Raw genomic sequence first — 20,083 nt, 5'->3', positions numbered from 1 at the left:
ATCGTCCGACGACCCGTAGGACGCAAGACATGTGGCCGCACTCGCCGTCGACCGAAGGGATGCTGCCATGTCCGTCCTTCACTCTCTCGCCGCACCGGCCGCCACGCACATCGTCGCCGCTGGTTACGAACTCGGCGTCGGGCGAACCGTGCCCACCCTGGCCGCCGTGCTGGGGCTGGTCAGCGTGATCATCAGCGGGCTGGCCCTGGCCCGCTCCACCGGGCGTGTCCGCACCGGCGCCGGCCCCGGCACCGGGCGAAACGGGGCCATGCTGGCGCTGGTGTTGGGGTTGGTCGGCGTGGTCGTCGGTGGGGTGCACGGCGCCAACGCCGCCGGTGGCCTGGGCACCGGTAACGGGCTGGCCGGGGCCATCGCGGCCGTGGGGTTGGGACTGATCGGCATGGTTCTCGGCGGGCTGGTGCTGGCCCGCCCCCGCCGCACCGCATGACCCGTCGCTCTCAGGCGGGTGAGGGCCGCTGCCCGGAGCCGATGACATCGAGAGCGGCGGCGAGCTGGTCGACGACGGCGTCTGTGCCGCCGTGCTGCAGCGCGCGGTTGCGCAGGACGTTGCGTTGCATCTGTACGCCGGTGCAGATCGCGATGAGCAGAGCGGCGCGGGTAACGGGGTCCGGGCCGGGGAGGGCGTCGGCGAGTTGGCGTTGGTAGTGGCGTTCGAGGTGGTCGCGCATGATTTCCACGGCGCGTTCGTTCCCGGCCGAGCGGATCGTGAGCAGGAGCCCCTTCGCCTGCTCCAGCGGTGCGTCGCTGAGCAGGGCCGCGGCCACGGCACGGTTGTGGCCGGGGACCATCATGAGCGGGTGCCGGTAGGTGTGTTCGACCGCCTGTGCGAACAATGCCTCTTTCGACCCGAAGTAGCGGGAGATCAGTCGGGGGTCGATTCCGGCTTCGCGAGCGATGTCACGGGTGCTCGCGCCGTCGTATCCGCTCCGGGAGAACGCGTCGATGGCGGCGTCCAGGATCGCGCGCTGGGTCGCCTCCGCATCGCGTGCCCGTCGACGTGGGGCGGCGGACACGGCGTCTGTCATGGGGTGATCCTACGGGGCGGGGGAGACAAGTCCTCAGTTGAGGACTAACCTATGTCCCCAGGTGAGGACATAGGGTCCTCCAGGAAAGGACATCACCATGAGCGTTCCCAGCCGGTTCCTCGGGCCCCAGCGCCTGGAGGTCGGTGCGATCGGCTACGGCGCGATGAGTTTCGCCAACCCCTACGGACAGGCCGGCTATGACCCGGACGCCGCGGCCCGCGAGATTCTCGACCGGACCGGCAAGCTTGGCGTCACCATGATCGACACCGCCGACGGCTACGGCCAGAGTGAGGAGATCATTGGCCGCGCGATCGCCGGACGTCGCGACGAGTTCGTGATCGCGACGAAGTTCGGGATCGTCTCCGCTCCGTTCGGCGGGGCAGAGGCTCGCATCGACGGCAGCCCCGCCTACGCCCGAGAGCGCCTCGAGCGGTCCCTGCGTCGCCTGGGCACCGACCAGGTCGACCTGTACTACCAGCACCGTGTCGACCCGACGGTGCCGATCGAAGACACCGTCGGCGCGATGGCCGAGTTCGTCGCCGAGGGCAAGGTCCGCCATCTCGGCCTCTCCGAGGCAGCACCCGACACCATCCGCCGCGCGGCGGCCGTGCATCCCATCACCGCGATCCAGACCGAGTGGTCACTGTGGGAGCGCGGGATCGAGAGGAGGTCCTCCCACTCACCCGTGAACTCGGGATCGGCATCGTGCCCTACAGCCCGCTGGGTCGCGGCGCGCTCACCGGCTCGGTCAGTTCTCGTGACGATCTGAAGGACACCGACCATCGTCGCGGGATGCCTTGGTACTCCGAGGAGAACATCGACCACAACCTCTCGACCATCGACGTCGTCCGCGCCATCGCGGCCGAGGTCGACGCCACCCCTGGCCAGGTCGCGCTCGCCTGGCTGCTCGCCAAGGCGCCCGATGTTGTCCCGATCCCCGGCACCCGCAGGCTCGCCTTCTTCGAGGAGAACAGCCTCGCTTCGAACCTGACGCTCACCGCCGAACACATTGCCGCGCTCGAGCGCATCACCGTGGCCGGCGACCGCAACACGGCGCCGCCGTCGACGCGCGGAACTGGTTCAACGGCGTCACGCCGGCTCGTTGAGCACCACCACCCGGGGTCTCCTCGACGCGCAGGGAAGTCGAAGAGACCCCGGGTTGGCATCACGTCGTCGGGCTTATGCAGGAACCACGAGCTGACCACACTCTCAGTGGTGCCCACGTCTTCATCCCACGGTCACCAGCGCACCACCTACTTGATCGTCTTGGCTCGAAAGGATCACCCGGTTCGTGTGAAGTGACCACTGCCTCCCGTGGGCGCTGACGGCGCCTTACGGGACAGGCGAAACGGATGGGTGGGGAATCCTCGTGACTGAGCGGCCGGTCGTCGAAGCGTCTGAACGCGTGCGGGCCGGCGGCTCGCCGAGCCTCACCCTTCCCAGATCCGGCCCGATGTCGCGCCGCGGCTTCCTCGGTATCACGGGCGTCGGAGTCGGCGCGCTCGCCGTCGGCCTCCCCATCCTCATCCCCTCCCGGGCCGAGGCGGGAGCGCCGCGCGGCGAGGACCTGTTCTCCCTCGGGGTGGCCTCTGGCGATCCGCTACCGACGGCGGTGGTGATCTGGACGCGGCTCGCTCCGGTGCCCCTGGATCCTGCGGGCGGGATGAACGATCGGTCAGTCGTGGTGAACTGGCAGGTCGCGACTGCTGTACCTCGGCCAGTTGGTGGCTGGATACGAGTACCGCTGCCCCTTACTGGGCGAGGCCTAGAGTTTCGCGCAGGGACCGGACTTCAGTCCTTGCCCCCCGACGACTGTCCTTACGACGGCACCCAGCGCTTGGTGTCGCGGCAGCACCCTGAACCCTCAAGCAGCCTGAAGGTCCAGGGTGCTGTGCTGTGCGCTCAGGAGGTAGCGACGTCGAAGACGTTTCCCTCGACATCGGCGAGCGTCGTCCAGCCGTCGTGGTCCGCGACGCGTGTGGCGCCCAGACCGACGGCTCGCTCGATGGCCACGTGACTGTCGCCAGTAGACAGGTCGAGGTGGATCACGTTCTTGCCGGGAGTCTTGTCCGGGACTCGCGCGAACGCGAGCTGTGGGGTGGTGTCGATCGTGGCCCAGTCCTGGTCGGCGTCCTGTGCCAGCGACGCGTCGAGAAGCTCGGACCAGAACCGTGCGACTTTGAGGGCGTCGTCACAGTCGACGACGAGCGTGGCGATGGAGACGGGCATCTGCATTCCTTCGTTGGTGAGTGGTGAGTGGTGAGTTGGACACGTGGCGAGATGGCCCGGATGCGCGACGTGATGCCGAGCTACGGCGGGACGGCGCGCCGACCCGCCGTAGGTCACCGTGGATCGCGACGCCCCGACTGCTCCGGCAGGGTCTGGCGCAGCCCGAGTCTGTTGCCGTTGGCGAGTTCGATGACCGCGAGCCTGGCCCCGGGAACCTCGACGATCCCGGTGGTGGGGTTTCCGTTGGTGACCGGTGCGGTGCCCAGTGGGGCGAGGGACCCGTCGGCGACCTCGCCGAGCCCGACTGCGCCGGCGTCGATCAGTTCCTGCCGGCGTGCCTCGATGTCGTCGGTGTCGAGCAGGACGAGCGGCTCGTCGACCCACGGCAGCGACGTCAGACCGATCTCGATGTCCGCGGTCTTGAAGACTGCGAAGTCTGCGTCGCCGGGCTGGCGTTCGACGCCGTTGCTGGAAAAGGTCGGACCGGTTCCGAAGACTGTCGACCATGCCTGCACGCCGGCATCGAAGTTCCGTGCCGGGAAGACGACCGTGGCGATAACTGGGCTGCTCATGACCTGCTTCCATCGTTTCTGGATCTCATGGACGCCAAGCAGATCAGTGATTGCGGCGAGTCTGCTTCCGCTCCCCGATCTATCGTCGACCTTGTGCTGTCGACCTCTGCCCGTCTGTTGCGGCTGCTCGCTCTTCTCCAGGTGCCAGGCGCTCACACCGGACCTGACCTCGCTTCCCGGCTCGGCATCTCCGCGCGGACGCTGCGCAGCGACGTCGCCGCACTGCGCGACCTCGGCTACTCCGTGCACGCGGTGCCCGGAGTGGCGGGCGGATACCGCCTCGGGTCCGGCAGCCGTCTGCCGCCGCTGGTGCTCGACGACGACGAAGCCGTCGCCCTCGCGATGGGAATGAGCCTCTCCGCCAGCCACGGCGTCACCGACATCGCTGACGCGTCGGCGCGAGCGCTCAACAAGGTGCTCACCCTGCTGCCTGCCCGGCTTCGCCCCAGGCTTGCCTCGCTCGCACGGGCCACGAGCAGCGCGCCCTACGGCATCGCCGCCGTCGACACCGACACCCTCTGGTCGATCGCAGCGGCGATTCACACTCAGGAGCGGCTTCGTTTCGCGTACAAAGACGCCGCAGGCAACGAGTCACATCGCGAGGTTGAGGCCTACCGACTCGTTCTGCGCGCAGGTCGCTGGTACCTGCTTGCCTGGGACGCCTTCCGCGATGACTGGCGCACGTTCCGCGTCGACCGGCTACGCGTCAAGACCCCGAACGGCCGGCGGTTCACTCCACGGCCCGAACCCAACGGCGGCCTCGAAGATCGCCTCGTGCGCTCGCTCCAGACCGCGCCCTGGCAGACCCGCTACCGAGTGCGTCTGAAGGCGCCCGCCGCTGACATCCGTGCTCGAGCCCCACTCGCCGTCGACGTCGAACCCGACGGGGACGACGCGTGCATCGTCACGGTCGGGTCGGAGACCGCCGCGTCCGTCGCCCGCTACCTCAGCTGGTGGGAGACAGACTTCGAAGTCCTCGATTCGCCGGAACTGCTCGCCCAGGTGCGACTCCTTGCCGAGCGATACCGCGCGGCTTCAGAAAACCTCACAGGCCACAGGTCAAGTCCCTGGTAGTGGTGTAGCGCTCGGGGTGCCTTCCGAGGTGCCTGCCCGCGTCCTGTAAGCGCGGACGACGGGCCGGGAGGGTGGCTCGCCCCAAACGTGCAGGCAAGGATGCAGGAGACTGGCCGGACCGCAGCGCGATCAGGGCGAACGATGACGAGATGGAGCAACGACCCCATGACTGCACAACGCGCGGTCGAGCCCAACCACCTCTCGCAGTTGCTCGTCGAACGCATCAACGCCCGCGACGTTGAAGGACTCGTCGCGCTCTATGAGGACGACGCGGTCCTCGACACCGGCGACGGTCTTGCGATCGGTTCCGCTGCGATCCGAGAGTTCTGGACCCAGTTCCTGACCACCGGAATCACGGTGACCCTCGGGCAGCAGACCGAAGCATTGCTCAACGGCGACCTCGCACTAACCTCCACACGACTGCCCGGCGGCCCCGTCACCGTCGAGGTCGCCCGCCGCCAACACGACGGCTCCTGGAAGTGGGCAATAGACCAGCCCGCCCTGCCCATCACCACGGAACACAAGCGGTAACGACGCCCTCGACACCGGCAGCACCGACCGCCGAACGCGCCGTCCACGCTCGCCGCACTTCCAGCACTCTCATCACGGGCACAAAGCCGCGGTCAGGCGGTGCTGGCCATGTTGCGGAACGTCGAGCGGTGCGGTGCGGTGCGGCCGCGACCGTCGCACGCCGCTGTTTCGCGACTTCCGTCGGCCGATCCCACGCTCGGCCTGCACCGCAACACGATCCGTGTCATCGACGCACGGCTACCTCGCCGCGACCGCCGCCACCTGGACCGCCCAGGCCAACTCTGGGCGCCTTCTGGCTGGCGGCCCCTTGTTCCTGGTCGCCGCCGAGGTACCTGGCTGAGGGCCGGTTCAGGTGTCGAGGCGGGGCCGCGGCGACTACGGGAGGACGTACATCGCGTGGTCCAGGTTGGGGAGGTGGAGAGTTGAGCTGCTGTTGGGCTTGGCGGAGATGAGCTCGCTGGTCGGGGTGACCGTCTGGCCGTTCACCCTCACCTGCAGGGATCGGGCGTCCTCGCTGGTGTTGATGAGGCTGAGCAGCCGCTTGCCGTCGTAGGTCGCCGTACGCCACTCCAGGTCGACGGCGGGCCGGCCGGTCGCGGTGTCGTAGACCACGACGTCGTTGAGTTTCAGGGAGTCGAGCAGGGTGACGAACACCTCGCGCAGGTCGGCCTCAGACGGGTTCGCCGCGACCTTGGTGGTGCGGGGACTGTTCAGGACCGCGAGCCGCTCACCCGAACGCAACGGCTTGTCGTACTCGTCCGCGCTGAGCAGGGTCGAGTCCGACCCGATGGTGACGACGTGCCCGCCGCGGGCGACGTAAGCCCGCAGTTGGCTGAGCGTGTTGGCGGAGAGGTTGGTCGTCTCGGGCAGGACCACCACGCGGTACCCGTCGAGTGAGGAGTTGCGGGCGTTGATCTGGTCCTCGGAGATGAAGCCCACCTTCTGCCCGGTGGAGCTGAGCGCGGAGTAGGACCGCTGCAGCATCGGGAAGTAGTCCGGTGAGTAGAGGTTCGGCGTGAAGGAGTAGAGCAACGCCACGTCGGCCTTGGCGTCCTGGAACGCAGTCACCTGCCGGGCGAGGCGGTTCAGGTCGAGGCTCGCCTGGCCCACCTTCGCGACCGCGTCGGGGCGGTTGAGGATGCTGCCCTGCAGGTAGGGCTGGTTGGCGATGTCGTAGGAGCGGTCCCACACCCAGATCGCCGAGGCGGTACGGCCGTGCAGGGCGCCGCCCCAGATGCCGTTGCCGGCGGAGTCGGCGATCTGCGGGATGTAGCGCTCGTCCCCGTCGGTGACGAGATGGTCCTCGGAGTTGAACACCGGCTGCCGCGCCATCGAGGACTGCATGTCGTAGAGGCTGAAGTAGTTGTCGTAGCCGCCCGGTCCGGACTCCTGGGCGTTGCCGTCGTCGAGGCCGCTGATGTCGGTGACGCCCGAGAAGTCCTCCGGGTCAATGCCCCAGGTGAGCAGCGGTGCCCGGTTGAGCATGCCCCAGCCCATCACCTTGGCGTGCACGGGCAGGTCGGGTGCCAGCTTGTGCACCTCGTCGGCCAGCATCTTGTGGAAGTCGGAGAAGACCTTGCTCTTGAACGTCAGGTAGTCGTAGTACAGCGGCGAGCCGGTCGCCTTGTCGACGTCGGGCACCGGCACGTCGTCGAAGGAGTCGTAGGAGCTGCCGTACAGCTCGTTCATCTGAGCGACCGAGGAGAAGCGTTCGGCGAGCCAGCGGTGCCAGTGGGCGAGGTGGTAGGCGCCGTTGTTCTTCACGTAGATGGGTTCGCTGGACAGCGTGACCGACTGCAGGGCGGGCGAGTCCTTGATCGCGGGGATCACCGCGTCGATGAACGCCTTGAGGATCTTCTGCGTCTCCGGGTGCTCGATGTCGAACTTGTTGGCGAACAGGTTCGCGTCGTTACGCAGGTCCGGCCACTTGGTGTAGGTCCACTCGGGCCAGTAGTGGATCGCAAGGTCGAGGTTGACGGCGACGTTGTTCTTCTCGGCGTCGTCCAGGAACGGCCTGATGGTCTTGTCGATGTTGGTGGTGCTGACCTCGAAGTCGGAGGTGTCCAGGCCCGCCTCGAAGCCGGCGTTCTGGAGCAGGTTGGTGGTGGAGCCGTCCCTGGTGGCGCTGACGTCGTCCAGCCACAGCGTGCCGGGACCACTCTGCAGGAAGAGGAGCTCCAGGCTGCCGGAGGCGTCTGAGGTGATGTCGACGTCGATCTGCTGCCAGTCGTAGGTGCCGGCGGGCAGGTTGTGGGAGTAGCCGTAGTTCTTGGAGAAGAGGACCGCGGCGTTGACGGTGTCGCCCTTGGCCCAGAAGCGGACGTGGTAGGTGGTGTTGGGTTCGGCGTCGAAGCTCTGGACGACGTAGCCGTTCTTGGGCCCGTTGACGTAGCACAGGGAGTACGAGCCCTCGTGCGCCACCGCGTCGTCGGGGGTGAAGCTGCCCTGGCCGTCCTCCGACCACGACGACCAGTGCGGGATGGGGCTGGCCGGGTTGATGACGTTGACCGGGCCGAAGTTGTAGTCGACCAGGTTCGTTCCGAGCTTGGGGAACTTCGGCACGTCGCGCAGGATCCGGTCGAACATCCCGTAGCCGGTGAACAGGATCGGACGCTCGGGCTCGGTCGTGGTCTGGCCGACCATGGAGTAGCCCTGAATCTTCGTCTTGCCGGTCACATAGCGGGGCACGGTCAGCGGTGTCGCCGTGCCGGCCAGGTAGTCGTCCAGCTTTGTCTGCGCCTGCTCGGCCAGCTGGATGAGGCTGTCGGCGATGTACTCGGCCCGGTCGAGCCGTTCGTGGTCGATGTCCTCGCGGCCGAACGGCAGGAACTCCTCGATCACCGCCTCGTTCACCGACTCGTAGTCCGTCGAGAGGCCCGCAGCCTTCACGGCGGCGAGCTTGCCCTTCAGCGCCGGCAGGACGTTGGACTGGATGTCGTCGAACATCGCAGTGAGCTCAGCCGCGGTCTTCAGGACGTGGACGGTGTGCTTCTCGGTGCGGTGCGCGCCGGTGGCCGGGTCGGTGACGGTCGCGGCGATTTCCTGGGTGGAGTTCAGAGTGACCGAGAACTCCTCCCGCAGCGCCTGCCGGGCAGGGATCGACACGCTCTTGCCGGACACGTCGGCGGCCGGGATGTCGAGGGTGACCGCGCGGGCCTGGTCGCCGTAGTTGGGCACGTACAACGTCAGCGTCACCGGTTCGCCCTTGTCGACCTGGTCGACGCCGGACAGCCACGAACTCCATGGCTGCCCGGTCGGGAGGAGTTCGAGGCGGGCGAACTTTCCGACGTCCTTGGTGTCGCCGATGCCGGGCGTCCACTCGATGAAGCCGTCCCGGCCGTTGCCGTCGTTGTCGTTGACGAGCATCGTGAACGGCACCAGCTGGCCCGGCTTCGGCGCCACCGACATCGCCGCGGTCCAGGGGATGGCGAGCTCGTAGACGAGATCGTCGCCCGACTGGGTGATCCTGGCGTCGATCGAGTCCGGACCGAGGACCGCCATGCCGTCGGAGAAGCGCGCCACGTCCGGCTTGCCGTCCACGAACGCGAGTCCGTACTCGGTGCGGAACGACGCGAACGCCGGCTCCCCGAACGAGAACTGCAAACCGTCGCCCTGCCAGTTGTTGCCGCCCGGCACGGCGGTGTGCTGGTCGTCGGTCACCTTCACCGCGAGGTAGAACGTCGAGGCGTCGTAGGTGAAGAACGCCCGCGCGGACAGGTCCTCCGGCCCGGTCCAGCCGTTGACCTTGTTCTGGCCCTCGCGGCTGGGCAGTTGGATGCCGGTGTAGGCGCGCCACTTCTCGAAGTCGCCGTCCAGGTTCAGGCCGGTCGTCGGCTCCACCGGCGCGAACGCGCCCTTGCCGATCTCGCCGGGCAGCGCCGACCAGTCGAGGAAGGACTCGCTGTCCTGCGCCCGAACACTCGGCGCCATCCTCGCCTGGAGCAGCGACACCGCGACCAGCAACGCCGCCAGAACCAGGGTGAGAAGCCTGGTACGGCGGCGGGTGGGGCGGCGACGCGACACAGGAACCGACCCGCGAGCAGCGTGGAGCAACGAGGACATGCGGCCTCCGTCCCGCCCGCGGCGTCGAAGTCCGACCACGGACGTTCACGAATCAGAACCCAGACCGGGCGGCCTTGACTGTAGGTGTCGGCGCCGGCACCGTCCACCTCACGAGCCGACCGAAGCAGGCCAGCCGATGACCATCGCGGACAGTACGTTGGTGGCCATGCGGATCACGAAGTACACCCACGCGTGCGTACGCCTCGAACACCAGGGACGCGTGCTGGTCATCGATCCCGGGACGTGGAGCGAGCCGTCCGCGCTGGCCGGCGCGGATGCCGTACTGGTGACCCATGAGCACACCGACCACATCGACGTGCTTCGCCTGGCCGGGCTCGGCGTACCGGTCTACGCCCCCGCCGACGCGACCATCCCACAGGTGGAGGTGACCGGGGTGTCCTGCGGCGAGGAGTTCACCGCCGCCGGGTTCCGCGTCCACGCGGTCGGCGGCCGGCACGCGTTCATCTACGGCGGCCAGCCGGACTGCGCGAACCTCGGCTACATCGTCGAGGGAGCGGTCTACCACCCCGGTGACTCGTTGCACGTGCCCGAGCAGCCGATCGAGACGCTGCTGGTGCCAGCCCAGGGATCGTGGTTGAAGACGGCGGAGGCGATCGACTTCGTGAAAGCGGTCAGTCCGCAACGGGCGTTCGCGATCCACGAAGCCCAGATCAACGAACGAGGCCTCGCCAGCGTGGTCGGGTGGCTCAGCGAGGAAACCAACCATGGTTACCGGTACCTCAGCCCCGGCGAGTCGATCTGAACCCCGGACACGGAACGGGCCCACCGGATGGCGGGCCCGTTCGGGTTAGAGCTGGATGGCGCTTACGACAGGTCGAACTCGCCTGCCTTCACACCGGCCAGGAAGGCCGACCACTGCGCGGCCGGCACGGCAAGGGTCCCGCCCTCTCGGTCCTTGGTGTCACGAACACCCACGACGCCGGGCGCTGCGCCCACCTCGACGCAGTTGCTGCCTGCGCCAGAGGAGTAGGAAGCCTTCCTCCAGCCAGTAAAGTTGTGGTTCACGCCGCGATCCTCTCCATTTCATCGGCAGCCTCCGCAAGCAGGCCCGCGCTGTCCTTCTCCGGCAGCGTGGCCTTGCGGAGGCGATCGAACAACTGCTCGTATGACTTCACCTCGCCCACATCGGTGAGAGCGAGGTCCGCTGCCACCATCTCGACAGCGGCGACCGTAGGGTCTCCCGGATCGGCGTAGGTGTACAGCGAGAATGCGGACTTGGGGACGCTGTACACCTCGATCCGCGCGGACACCGGGAGCACCCGCACGGTCGCGACCGTGGTGGTAGCCAGGGCTCGGAGCTGTTCGGCGAGTACGCGCGGTGGGGCTGTCTCGCGCCGCACGATCAACTCGTCCAGGACCACCTCGTAGCTGGGGCCGCCTGGCCGGCGCAGCATTCGCTGACGTCCTGCTCGAGCCCGAATCGTCATCTCCTGCGGCGACGGCGCCGGCGCCGCCAGGGTGAGGTCGTCGTGTTCGTTCAGCGCGCGGGTGTAGGCCTCGGTCTGGAGCAGTCCCGGGACGACGGTCTGGTGGTACTCGCGGATCGTGGTCGCCCCGGCTTCCAGGTCGGCGAACATCGCCTGCCTGTGGTCCATGGGCTGGGACTCCCACCAGCCCTTCTCGGTGGCCTCGCGGGCGATCGTCGCCAGGTGCGCCCACTCCTCGCCGTCCACGCCGAGCGCTTCCAGCAGCTTGTAGACGAAGTCCAGGTCGGGGCGGATCTTGCCGCCCTCCAACCGGCTGAGCTTGGAGCGGTCGGCACTGACCATCTTGGCGAGTTTGTCTGTGGTGAGCTTCGCCGCCTTGCGGCGCTTCTCGATTTCCCGCCCGAGCCGAAGGCGGCGGACGTAGGGACTTATCACTCCACATGCCCCCTTTGTGCAATGTGCAGGACGTAGCACCACCATATCCGCGGCACGTGACGTTACAGCACGTAATGACGTTTTCACTCAATGTGGGCGATTCGCTCGACAACGTTGCCGCGCTTGGCCACACTTGCGGTACTGCACAGTGCACGCGATCTCAACTTGGCCTCCTACCTCGAACCCCACTTCCGCCCTCGACGGGAGGCGCAGCGTGTCCCTCAATGACGCATTGGGAGCTGTCGAAGCGCGCTTGGCCGCGCGCCGCGACACCAGCGAGCAGTACGCCCGCAAGCTCCAAGAGCGTCTCGACGGTCTGTATGAGACGAAGCTCTACGAGCTGGGCGAGACCTGGGCGGTGCAGGTCCGCTACCCCGAAGATCGCACGACCTGGTTGACGATCCGATGCGTCATGTACGACGACCGGCCGAAGTGGGAGTGGTCCCGCTGGCTGCGCTCCATCGCCGACGGCGACGACTTCGAAGCCGTCGTCGCCTACCTGGGCCGACTGTTCGCCGGGGACTTCACCTGATGGGGGCCCGCGCGTGGAAAGCGCTGGAGTTCTTGCTGGCCGCCATCGTTGGGCTCGGCTACGTCGTGGCGGTGTACGACAAGTGACAACTGCATGGGCGCTCCGCAAGGAGCGCGTCTACACCCGCCTGCGCGACCTGGAGAAGGCCGTCGCCGAAGGCGGCAAGCCACGAATGCGGAGCTGGGAACTCCGCGAGCAGATCATGCAGACGCTGGAGCGGCTACCCCGCAACGAGATGAACGCCTGGCTCGCGGAGCACCGCCAGGTCCGCGAGTTCATCGAGGCTCAGTCCCCGCCGTCGACGACCCCCTAGACCATCTCTCCACCGCCAGGCCGGTGCCATCTAGGTGCCAGAAGGGCAGTGGCAGTAGTTCATGGCCGGCCTCAGGGCCGGCCGCTTCGACCTGTCCTAACCCACAGAGGAGTAAGGGTGCACCAGCAGTTCAGCGGGTGGCGCAAGGCCACCCCGTCCAACGGCGGCGGCAACTGCGTCGAGATCGGCGCCTCAGCCACCCACGTGGGAGTGCGCGACACGAAGAACCGCGACGGCGGCACCCTCGCTTTCGCGCCCGCCCAGTGGCAGGCGTTCCTTGCCGGCGTCCGCGCCGGCCGGTTCGACCTGTCCTAACCCCACAGGTGTCCTGTCGCCGCGAGACCTGACAGAGGGCTCGACAACGCAACGGCGGCGGGCAGCAAGGCAGGTGCCCGGGACAGGCCCCACGCAAGGACCCTGCCCCGGGCCCGCACTCACAGGAAGGCACGCACCACCATGCAGTACACCCCCGGCAATGGCAGCTCGTGCGGCAACGGGTCCTCGAGCGTTCAGCTGGCCGAGCAGGTCCCTACGGTCGAGCAGTTCAAGACCTCCGCGGGCGACCCGATCGGCCACTTCGCCGACCAGTTCTGATCGATCAGTAGCGGAGAGGCCCCCGGCCCCACCCCGGGGGTCTGTCCTGTGCAGTAACTCATACGGTCTCGCTTGGCACTCCTACGCGCTGGGTCCCCGACTGGTCGGGCCGGTCGTCCCGTGCTCCCAGCGGGGGCCTGTGTCTACGGTGCCGGCAGAAGAAGCACCGACGGATCCGCCGGGTTGGCGAGAAGTTCCGGGCCGTACCCGATGGGGGTGGTATGCGCGGAGCGGGGACGCTACGACCGGGGTGTGCCGGCGCGTGCGCCGCGCCGGATGGCAGGTGTCGCCCTCGCCGTGCTGGCCCTGGTACTGAGTTCGGTCTCGGCATCGGCTCCGGCGTCCGCGGCTCCGGTCGGCGCACCGGTGATCCTCTTCCCGGCGTTCCACCTCACCAAGCTCTCGGTGACGGTGCACAACCAGACGACCGCGCCGGAGTGCCCTCGCTCCGGCAGGTTCGAGGACTGGTACCGCAACAGCCATCCGAGCCGGACGTTCAACCAGGTCTGCCAGGACAAGCTGCTCACGCTCCGCTATGACCGGGATCCCGCGAAGCCGATGCCGTCGAGGTTCTCCGACCAGCCCGGGGTCGACGCCGTGTCAAGGACTACGGACGGACCGGCAGCGCTCCCTTCTACGAGCCGATGTATGACAGGTTGGAGTCGGCGGGGTACGTGCGGAACACGAGCATCCGCGTCGCGGCCGGGTACGACGGGCGGCTCACCGTTGCAAGTGAGTAGTCATTAGCTATACACCTGCACCTTCTGGCGAAGGAGTCCGGGCCTGAGGGGCAGATGCCGTGCCCGGTTGACGTTTCTCAGCCACCTGCCCGGTAACCCGGGTCTTCTGGTCGGCTCTACGTCCGTTTAACGTCTCCGCACTACTCGCGGCGACTGCCAGTGCGACAAGGTTCCTGGCCGCGTTCGCGTCGCGGTCCATGATCAGATCGCAGGTCTTACAGACGTAGTCGCGTTCGGACAGGAGCAGCTTGGCTTTCACTGCTCCGCAGCCCGAACAGGTCTTGCTTGACGGGAACCACCTGTCCGCCACGATTACCCGGCTGCCGAACCGTTCGGCCTTGTACTCCAGTTGGCGCCGGAACTCGCCAAAACCGGCGTCGGCAACGTGGCGGGCAAGGCGGCGGTTGGACATCATCCCGGTGACATTCAGGTCCTCGACCACGACCGTGGCGTAGGTGGACGCGAGCCGGGTGGTCAGCTTGTGTATGGCGTCGCGCCGCTGGTCAGCGACATGGTGATGCACCCGGTTGCGCTGGGCGTTGGCGCGCTGCCACCGCTTCGACGCGGCCTGGCCACTACGCCGGTCCGGGCCGCGACGGCGGGACACGCGTCGGGACAGGCGGGCCAGCTTCTGCTGGGCCTGGATGTAGTGACGCGGGTTCTCAACGGGTGGGCCTTCGGAGATGGTCGCGAGGGTCTTGATACCAAGATCCACGCCGATAGCCGCATCGGGCCGAGCGGGTGTGAGTTCGGGAAGCGACTGTTCCACGGTGAAGGACACGAACCAGCGGCCACGTTCGAAACGGATCGTGGCGGACATGATGCGCGCCGACCCTTCAGCCAGCGCGGCGAGCAACTTGGTTGGGTGCTCGTGCAGCTTCACCCGCCCGATGCGCGGCAGTACGGCGTACCGCTGTTCACAGCGGATAGTTCCGGTGGAGAACCGGCACGACTGCACAGCCCGGCGCTTGGACTTGAACCGAGGGAACCCGACGCGGGCACCGTTGCGCTTGCCGGTGCGCGAAGCGCCCCAGTTCTTCAAGGCAGCCGCCAGAGCATCGAGCCCGGAGGAGTAGGACTCTTTGGAGTACTCGGCCCACCATGGCGCTACGTCGTTCTTGGCCTGGTTCCAGTCCTTACGCAGCGCGTACAACGACCAGTTGAGACGAGGTGTCTCGCCCCGGGTTAGATGGAGACATCGAAGCCTGGAGGAACGAGGACGATGGCAGCGCAGCGTAAGTACCCGGATGAGTTGAGGGAGCGGGCCACGCGGTTGGCGGTGGAGGCTCGGCAGGATCCGGGGTCTCGGATGGGCGCGGTGAAGCGGATCGCGGACCAACTCGGGGTGCATCCGGAAGCGTTGCGGACGTGGGTGAAGCAGGTTGAGGTTGACGCTGGGGTGGCGCCGGGGACGACGACATCGGACGCGGCCAAGATCGCGGAGCTGGAGCGGGAGAACCGTGAGCTGCGCCGGGCGAACTCGATTCTGAAGTCGGCGGCGTCTTTCTTCGCGGCGGAGTTGGACCGTCCGAGTCGATAGACACGGCGTTGAAGGTCGAGTTCGTGGACTCCGTGGAAGCGGAGCACGGTGGCGTCCAGCCGGTCCTGACGGCGTTGAAGGGAACGCCTGCTGAGATCGCGCCGTCGACCTACTACGCCCACAAGTCCCGGCCGCCGTCGGCTCGGTCTGTCCGTGACCAGATCCTGGTCGAGCAGATCAAGGAGGTGCATGTGAAGAACCTGGAGGTCTACGGCGCGAGGAAGGTGTGGCACGAGATGCGCCGTCAGGGCCATCAGGTGGCCAAGTGCACGGTCGAACGGCTGATGCGCGCCGAAGGTGTCCGTGGCGTCACCCGGGACAAGCACCCCCGGACCACCAAGCCGGCCGCTGAGACCGAGCGACCCTGTGACCTGGTCAGACGCGACTTCACCGCGTCACGTCCGAACCAGTTGTGGGTGGCCGATCTGACCTATGTGCGCACCGCGGACGGGTGGGTCTATGTGGCCTTCGTGCTCGACGTCTACTCCCGCATGATCCTCGGGTGGCAGGTGTCGATCAGCCTGTATACCGAGCTCGCACTGGATGCGCTGCAGATGGGTATCTGGCGGCGTGAACACGCTAGTCAGGACGTGGCCGGCCTGGTCCATCACAGCGACAGAGGCGTGCAAGGCGGATTCCAGTGGTCGTCGCAACACCTCGATGAGGAGGTGTGTGGATGGGGCGTCCGCCGGGATGGACGACAGCTGTTACGGGAAGGCCGGCGATGCGGTCGTCGGGTCGGCCAGGGGGCAACGCTCGCGAGGTTCAGCGACGGTTCTGGCGTGAGGTCAGGAAGGGATTGTCGAGTGAGGACGCGTCTGTCGCGTGCGGCGTGTCGGTGCCGGTGGGATCGCGCTGGTTTCGTGAGGGTGGCGGTATGCCACCGATCAGTCTTGCCGAGCCGTCGGGTCGGTATCTGTCGTTCACTGAGCGTGAGGAGATCGCGCTGCTGAGAGTCGAAGGCCATGGGTTTCGTCAGATCGCCTCACAGCTGGGTCGCAGCCCCTCGACGATTTCTCGGGAGCTGCGCCGCAACGCCGCCACCCGCGGCGGGCGTGTGGACTACCGCGCATCCGTTGCCCAGTGGCACGCCGAGAGTCGCGGTAAGCGCCCGAAGGTCGCGAAGCTGGCCGTCAACGATCGGCTCCGTCGCTATGTCGAACAGCGGCTGGCAGGAGTGGTCCGCGACGCCGAGGGCCGGCCGATCCCGGGACCGAACGTGCCGTGGAAGGGAAGGCGTCACGGCCGCCGCGCGGACCGGCGCTGGGGAGTTGCGTGGAGTCCAGAGCAGATCAGCAAGCGGCTGCAGGTCGACTTCGGTGATGATGAGTCAATGCGGATCTCGCACGAGACGATCTACCAGGCGCTATACATCCAAGGGCGTGGCGCCCTCAAGCGCGAGTTGACTGCCTGCCTACGCACTGGCCGTGCCCTTCGAGTTCCCCGCGCCCGCACCCGTGGACGGGGCAAGAAGTTCGTCACGCCCGAGGTGCTGATCACCAACCGGCCTGCTGAGGTTGAGGACCGGGCCGTTCCAGGGCATTGGGAAGGCGACCGTGCGACACGAAGCCGCACGAATTTGAGTGGACTGTCCAGTTGGAGAGGCGGTTGATAAGGCCGTAGGTGCAGTCACGGGTCTGTGTCCGTATGGCCCGTCCCCGCCCTTGACGTGCGACGCCGGTAACGGGGTGGTGCGAAGCTCAGGGGAAAGCCCAAGGACTCCCGTTCCATCCGGGAGTTACAGGCAAGGGGAAGACCGGACGGGTGAACGAAAGTGAACTCCCGATGATGCCTCGTGATCCCAAGCCTCGCCGATGGAAGTTCTTAGTGGGGTGTATGGCTAGCCGTTGTGAAGCGGTAGGCGCTGGCTGGTAGAGGTCACTCCGGCCAGGTGGACACCGCCGCCTCGGGGTAAAGGGAGCACCCACCCCGGTCGTATCTCATTCGTGTGGAACGTGGAAACCCCGTTGGGGTCCGGGCTGTTAGGAGCCCGGTCGGCCGACTGTGAGGAAGGCTAAATTCCCCAGCGGGAACAGGATGACCCAAGAAGCCAATGCCGGAAGCCGAAAGGAAACGGGAACCCGGGGCAGTATGGCCGGCCTCTCCGCCGGCCGCCCCGCATAACCGTCCGGATACGGGTGTGCTGCCCGGCCCGAAAGGGTGCTGACGTGGGCCAGGTGAGCCTGTGCAGAGATCACTGAAGAAAGACGACGGAACCGAGGGGCAAGTTGGACACCATGTTGATCGCGGGACGGAACGGCCTCGGTCGTTCTGCCGCCTCCGCGCTGGTGAACGGACCCGAGGGCGAAGACTTGGACTGGGCGTCGGTTGACTGGCGGCGGGTCGAGGAAGACGTACGACGTCTGCGGCAGAGAATCTTCACGGCATCGCAGGCAGGGGACCTGAGGAAGGTCCGCAATTTGCAGAAGCTGATGCTTCGGTCCCGCTCGAACACGCTCCTGAGCGTGCGACGGGTGACGGAGATCAACGCGGGACGTGCGACGGCGGGAGTCGACGGGAAGGTGGTGTTGCTTTCCCAGTCAAAGGCCGCTCTGGCCGACTGGGTCCAGCACCGTGCCCGACCGTGGATTCCCTGGCCCGTCAAGCGGGTGTTTATCCCCAAGCCGGGGACGAAGAAGAAGCGCGGGCTCGGGATTCCAGTGATTGTTGACCGATGCCTGCAAGCTGTGGCATTGGGTGCACTGGAGCCCGAGTGGGAAGCGCGGTTCGAGCCGAAGTCGTATGGCTTCCGGCCTGGCCGCGGCTGTCACGACGCGATCGGGGCCATCTACTCCACGCTCAACGGGAAGAACCCGCAGCGTGCGTGGGTGCTCGACGCTGACCTGACGGCGGCATTCGACCGTATCGACCATGCCCGGCTCATGGCGGCGCTCGGCACCTTCCCAGCCCGGGGACTGGTCCGGCAGTGGCTGAAGTCCGGGGTCGTGGATCGCGGTCGGTTCGCCCCGACCGAGGAGGGAACTCCGCAGGGCGGGGTTATTAGCCCTTTGCTCTTCAACGTGGCCTTGCATGGGATGGAGGAAGCCGCAGGGGTCCGCTATTACACCTCCGGCAGAGATGCCGGGAGTGCGCAGAGCGGTAGCCCCGTGCTGGTGCGGTACGCAGATGATTTTGTCGCGATGTGCACCAGCCGTGAGCAGGCCGAACAGGTCAAGGAACGGCTGGCGGTATGGCTGACGCCCCGGGGGCTCGCCTTCCACGAGGGCAAGACACGCATTGTCCACGCGGAGAGCGGGTTCGACTTCCTGGGATTCAATGTCCGCCGCTATCACGGCAAGCTGCTGATCAAACCGAGTGCAGCGGCTCAACGACGGATCCGGGAACGGCTGCGCACCGAAATGCTGGCCCTGCGAGGGGCCAACGCTGGTGCGGTACTCAAGAAGATCAACCCGATTGTGCGGGGTTGGTCGGCCTATTACCGGACGGTGGTGTCCAGCGAAATCTTCACGGCGCTGGACAGCTACATGTGGAAGCTCGCTTACAAGTGGGCCAAGCACGGCCACCCGAACAAGCCGAAGCACTGGATCTGCGACAAGTACTTCGGCCGGTTCAACAAGACCAGGAGGGACCGATGGGTGTTCGGTGACCGCGACAGCGGCGCCTACCTGCTCAAGTTCTCCTGGACGAAGATAGTCCGGCACCAGTTGGTCAAGGGGAAGGCGTCCCCGGACGACCCCACCCTGGAGTCATACTGGGCTCAGCGGCGCCGCAAGGGAACACCTCTGCCAGTCGCCGCTATGACCGTGCGCCTCCTACAGGCTCAACACGGCCGCTGCTCGGTCTGCGGAGGGCTCCTGCTGCACGCCGACCACCCGCCACAAAGCCCACAAGAATGGGAAGCATGGCGGGTCGTCATCCGGAAGGCGATCTCCAAGCAATACATCGCATTCCCGGAGGAGAGCACGCCTGGCGATCAACGAGTCCGTCTCCTCCACACCCATTGTCAACGGCGGAACGGAGCCGCCGTGATGACGAGTCCCGCACCTTCTCCTGCCGGTGCGCCTTTCGGGCTTGCTTGAGCCGTGTGCGGTGAATAGCTGCTTGCACGGTTCTGAGGGGGCGGGGACGCAGTAATGCGTCCCCGCTACCCGACTCATCATCGGACTCAACCAATCGGCAATCGGGACGCTTGTCGAGCGCACCACGCGGTTCACCGTCCTGCTGCACCTGCCGCGGATGGAGAGCTACGGACTCACCCTACCGACGAAGAACGGCCCACCGTTAGCCGGACACGGCGCGTTGGCGGTGCGCGACGCGATCGCGGCCCAGATCGGCGGCCTGCCCGAGCAGTTGCGCCGCTCGTTGACCTGGGACCAAGGAGCCGAGATGGCTCAACACCTACAGCTGAAACTCCAAACCGGTCTGGACATCTACTTCTGCGACCCCCATTCACCCTGGCAGCGCGGCACCAACGAGAACACCAACGGCCTGCTGCGCCAGTACTTCCCCAAAGGAACCGACCTGTCGCGGCACAGCATCACCGACCTCGACGCCATAGCCTCCACCCTCAACACACGTCCCCGCAAAACACTCGGATGGAGAACACCCGCCGAAGCGTTCAAAGACCACCTATCCTTAGTTTCCTAGGACGGTGTTGCTACGACCCCTTGAACCTAAGCAATACCGCGCGTTGCGCTACACCCAGCGGCTGGAGGAGGCCGACGCGGTCGCGTCGGTTGGAAGTAGAGGAGACAGCTACGACAATGCCATGGCCGAGGCGCTGAACTCGCTGTTCAAGGCCGAGCTCGTCCGCGGTCCAGCGCGTCGGCGGAAGGGACCGTGGCGCGGGATCGACGACCTTGAGATCGCGGTCGCGGAGTGGGCCGACTGGTACAACCAACGACGCCTGCACGGCGAGCTCGGGCACGTCCCGCCCGCCGAGTACGAGGCCGCCTACTGGGCCCGTCAGGCCACCGACCCTGACGACCACGACGAGCAGCCCGACG

At 66.9% G+C, this 20,083-nt stretch carries 19 protein-coding genes and 5 pseudogenes; 17 read left to right on the top strand and 7 right to left on the bottom strand.

All coding sequences use genetic code 11. The annotated features are described in order from the left end of the window. The first annotated feature begins 67 nt into the window (after window positions 1–67). Window positions 68–448 (top strand): DUF6223 family protein, encoded by a 381-nt coding sequence (locus tag HEB94_RS05880; protein WP_192748965.1) that lies wholly within the window; start codon window positions 68–70, stop codon window positions 446–448. 10 nt (window positions 449–458) lie between these two features. Here the strand turns inward: HEB94_RS05880 and HEB94_RS05875 are convergent, their stop codons facing one another. Continuing rightward, a complete protein-coding gene (locus HEB94_RS05875) occupies window positions 459–1,046 on the bottom strand; it encodes a TetR/AcrR family transcriptional regulator (RefSeq protein ID WP_192748964.1) in 588 nt (195 codons plus the stop codon). Between the two features lie 97 nt (window positions 1,047–1,143). Here HEB94_RS05875 and HEB94_RS53365 point away from each other — a divergent pair. Next, window positions 1,144–2,348, top strand: a pseudogene (locus HEB94_RS53365) (aldo/keto reductase). Window positions 2,349–2,499: 151 nt separating this feature from the next. Then, window positions 2,500–3,063: a PhoD-like phosphatase N-terminal domain-containing protein gene (locus HEB94_RS53360; protein ID WP_192756265.1), complete on the top strand. Its 564-nt coding sequence runs from the start codon at window positions 2,500–2,502 to the stop codon at window positions 3,061–3,063. On the opposite strand, the gene HEB94_RS05860 is transcribed toward HEB94_RS53360, so the two are convergent. Next, window positions 2,949–3,275: a VOC family protein gene (locus tag HEB94_RS05860; RefSeq protein WP_192748963.1), complete on the bottom strand. Its 327-nt coding sequence runs from the start codon at window positions 3,273–3,275 to the stop codon at window positions 2,949–2,951. The genes HEB94_RS53360 and HEB94_RS05860 overlap by 115 nt on opposite strands. Window positions 3,276–3,388: 113 nt before the next feature. Next, entirely contained in the window at window positions 3,389–3,847 is a 459-nt protein-coding gene (locus HEB94_RS05855) for a VOC family protein (RefSeq protein ID WP_192748962.1), read from the bottom strand. A 93-nt stretch (window positions 3,848–3,940) separates the two neighbouring features. Between HEB94_RS05855 and HEB94_RS05850 the strand changes: the two genes are divergently transcribed. Beyond that, window positions 3,941–4,921: a WYL domain-containing protein gene (locus HEB94_RS05850; protein ID WP_192748961.1), complete on the top strand. Its 981-nt coding sequence runs from the start codon at window positions 3,941–3,943 to the stop codon at window positions 4,919–4,921. 165 nt (window positions 4,922–5,086) lie between these two features. Further along, a complete protein-coding gene (locus HEB94_RS05845; protein ID WP_192748960.1) occupies window positions 5,087–5,452 on the top strand; it encodes a YybH family protein in 366 nt (121 codons plus the stop codon). Between the two features lie 375 nt (window positions 5,453–5,827). Here the strand turns inward: HEB94_RS05845 and HEB94_RS05840 are convergent, their stop codons facing one another. Continuing rightward, window positions 5,828–9,514 (bottom strand): beta-galactosidase, encoded by a 3,687-nt coding sequence (locus HEB94_RS05840; RefSeq protein ID WP_192748959.1) that lies wholly within the window; start codon window positions 9,512–9,514, stop codon window positions 5,828–5,830. A 136-nt stretch (window positions 9,515–9,650) separates the two neighbouring features. Here HEB94_RS05840 and HEB94_RS05835 point away from each other — a divergent pair, with 136 nt between their 5' ends. Next, entirely contained in the window at window positions 9,651–10,277 is a 627-nt protein-coding gene (locus HEB94_RS05835) for an MBL fold metallo-hydrolase (protein ID WP_238361439.1), read from the top strand. Between the two features lie 62 nt (window positions 10,278–10,339). Here the strand turns inward: HEB94_RS05835 and HEB94_RS05830 are convergent, their stop codons facing one another. Continuing rightward, window positions 10,340–10,540, bottom strand: coding sequence for a DUF397 domain-containing protein (locus HEB94_RS05830; protein WP_192748958.1), 201 nt, complete (start codon window positions 10,538–10,540; stop codon window positions 10,340–10,342). After that, window positions 10,537–11,397, bottom strand: a complete 861-nt coding sequence (locus HEB94_RS05825) for a helix-turn-helix domain-containing protein (RefSeq protein ID WP_192748957.1) — start codon at window positions 11,395–11,397, stop codon at window positions 10,537–10,539. Before HEB94_RS05825 ends, HEB94_RS05830 begins: the two co-directional genes overlap by 4 nt. A 214-nt stretch (window positions 11,398–11,611) precedes the next feature. On the opposite strand from HEB94_RS05825, the gene HEB94_RS05820 reads away from it, so the two are divergent. From HEB94_RS05820 to HEB94_RS05800, 5 genes are all read left to right on the top strand, one after another. Further along, entirely contained in the window at window positions 11,612–11,929 is a 318-nt protein-coding gene (locus HEB94_RS05820; protein ID WP_192748956.1) for a hypothetical protein, read from the top strand. Between the two features lie 82 nt (window positions 11,930–12,011). Continuing rightward, complete coding sequence (locus HEB94_RS05815) at window positions 12,012–12,242, top strand: hypothetical protein (protein WP_192748955.1); 231 nt, start codon at window positions 12,012–12,014, stop codon at window positions 12,240–12,242. Between the two features lie 117 nt (window positions 12,243–12,359). After that, complete coding sequence (locus tag HEB94_RS05810) at window positions 12,360–12,557, top strand: DUF397 domain-containing protein (protein WP_192748954.1); 198 nt, start codon at window positions 12,360–12,362, stop codon at window positions 12,555–12,557. Window positions 12,558–12,698: 141 nt separating this feature from the next. Further along, window positions 12,699–12,836, top strand: a complete 138-nt coding sequence (locus HEB94_RS05805) for a hypothetical protein (protein WP_192748953.1) — start codon at window positions 12,699–12,701, stop codon at window positions 12,834–12,836. 252 nt (window positions 12,837–13,088) lie between these two features. Further along, window positions 13,089–13,583 (top strand): hypothetical protein, encoded by a 495-nt coding sequence (locus tag HEB94_RS05800; RefSeq protein ID WP_192748952.1) that lies wholly within the window; start codon window positions 13,089–13,091, stop codon window positions 13,581–13,583. On the opposite strand, the gene tnpB is transcribed toward HEB94_RS05800, so the two are convergent. Then, window positions 13,584–14,915, bottom strand: coding sequence for an IS607 family element RNA-guided endonuclease TnpB (gene tnpB / locus HEB94_RS05795; RefSeq protein WP_273374957.1), 1,332 nt, complete (start codon window positions 14,913–14,915; stop codon window positions 13,584–13,586). It lies immediately after the preceding gene. Here tnpB and HEB94_RS05790 point away from each other — a divergent pair. From HEB94_RS05790 to HEB94_RS54380, 6 genes and pseudogenes are all read left to right on the top strand, one after another. Further along, entirely contained in the window at window positions 14,799–15,116 is a 318-nt protein-coding gene (locus HEB94_RS05790; RefSeq protein ID WP_192748950.1) for a transposase, read from the top strand. The genes tnpB and HEB94_RS05790 overlap by 117 nt on opposite strands. An 8-nt stretch (window positions 15,117–15,124) precedes the next feature. Beyond that, a pseudogene (locus tag HEB94_RS54385) lies at window positions 15,125–15,733 on the top strand (IS3 family transposase); the annotation flags it as partial. A 59-nt stretch (window positions 15,734–15,792) separates the two neighbouring features. Then, window positions 15,793–16,671, top strand: a pseudogene (locus tag HEB94_RS05780) (transposase); the annotation flags it as partial. Window positions 16,672–17,353: 682 nt separating this feature from the next. Further along, window positions 17,354–19,156 carry a group II intron reverse transcriptase/maturase gene (gene ltrA / locus HEB94_RS05775; protein ID WP_192748948.1) on the top strand — a complete coding sequence of 601 codons (1,803 nt, stop codon included), beginning with the start codon at window positions 17,354–17,356 and terminating at the stop codon, window positions 19,154–19,156. Window positions 19,157–19,229: 73 nt separating this feature from the next. After that, window positions 19,230–19,724: pseudogene (locus tag HEB94_RS05770) on the top strand (IS30 family transposase); the annotation flags it as partial. Window positions 19,725–19,755: 31 nt separating this feature from the next. After that, a pseudogene (locus HEB94_RS54380) lies at window positions 19,756–19,953 on the top strand (IS3 family transposase); the annotation flags it as partial. Window positions 19,954–20,083 lie beyond the last annotated feature (130 nt).

Origin of the sequence: Actinopolymorpha pittospori, from assembly GCF_014873875.1 — a bacterium.
Lineage (GTDB): Bacteria > Actinomycetota > Actinomycetes > Propionibacteriales > Actinopolymorphaceae > Actinopolymorpha > Actinopolymorpha pittospori.
This window is presented reverse-complemented; position numbering and strand designations above follow the sequence as displayed.

Coding starts and splice junctions, on each gene's coding strand:
- HEB94_RS05855 (WP_192748962.1), bottom strand. CDS start 3,847: ATGAGCAGCCCAGTTATCGCCACGGTCGTCTTCCCGGCACGGAACTTC.
- HEB94_RS05860 (WP_192748963.1), bottom strand. CDS start 3,275: ATGCCCGTCTCCATCGCCACGCTCGTCGTCGACTGTGACGACGCCCTC.
- HEB94_RS05840 (WP_192748959.1), bottom strand. CDS start 9,514: ATGTCCTCGTTGCTCCACGCTGCTCGCGGGTCGGTTCCTGTGTCGCGT.
- HEB94_RS05835 (WP_238361439.1), top strand. CDS start 9,651: ATGACCATCGCGGACAGTACGTTGGTGGCCATGCGGATCACGAAGTAC.
- HEB94_RS05845 (WP_192748960.1), top strand. CDS start 5,087: ATGACTGCACAACGCGCGGTCGAGCCCAACCACCTCTCGCAGTTGCTC.
- HEB94_RS05805 (WP_192748953.1), top strand. CDS start 12,699: ATGCAGTACACCCCCGGCAATGGCAGCTCGTGCGGCAACGGGTCCTCG.
- ltrA (WP_192748948.1), top strand. CDS start 17,354: ATGTTGATCGCGGGACGGAACGGCCTCGGTCGTTCTGCCGCCTCCGCG.
- HEB94_RS05875 (WP_192748964.1), bottom strand. CDS start 1,046: ATGACAGACGCCGTGTCCGCCGCCCCACGTCGACGGGCACGCGATGCG.
- HEB94_RS05880 (WP_192748965.1), top strand. CDS start 68: ATGTCCGTCCTTCACTCTCTCGCCGCACCGGCCGCCACGCACATCGTC.
- HEB94_RS05790 (WP_192748950.1), top strand. CDS start 14,799: ATGGCAGCGCAGCGTAAGTACCCGGATGAGTTGAGGGAGCGGGCCACG.
- HEB94_RS53360 (WP_192756265.1), top strand. CDS start 2,500: ATGTCGCGCCGCGGCTTCCTCGGTATCACGGGCGTCGGAGTCGGCGCG.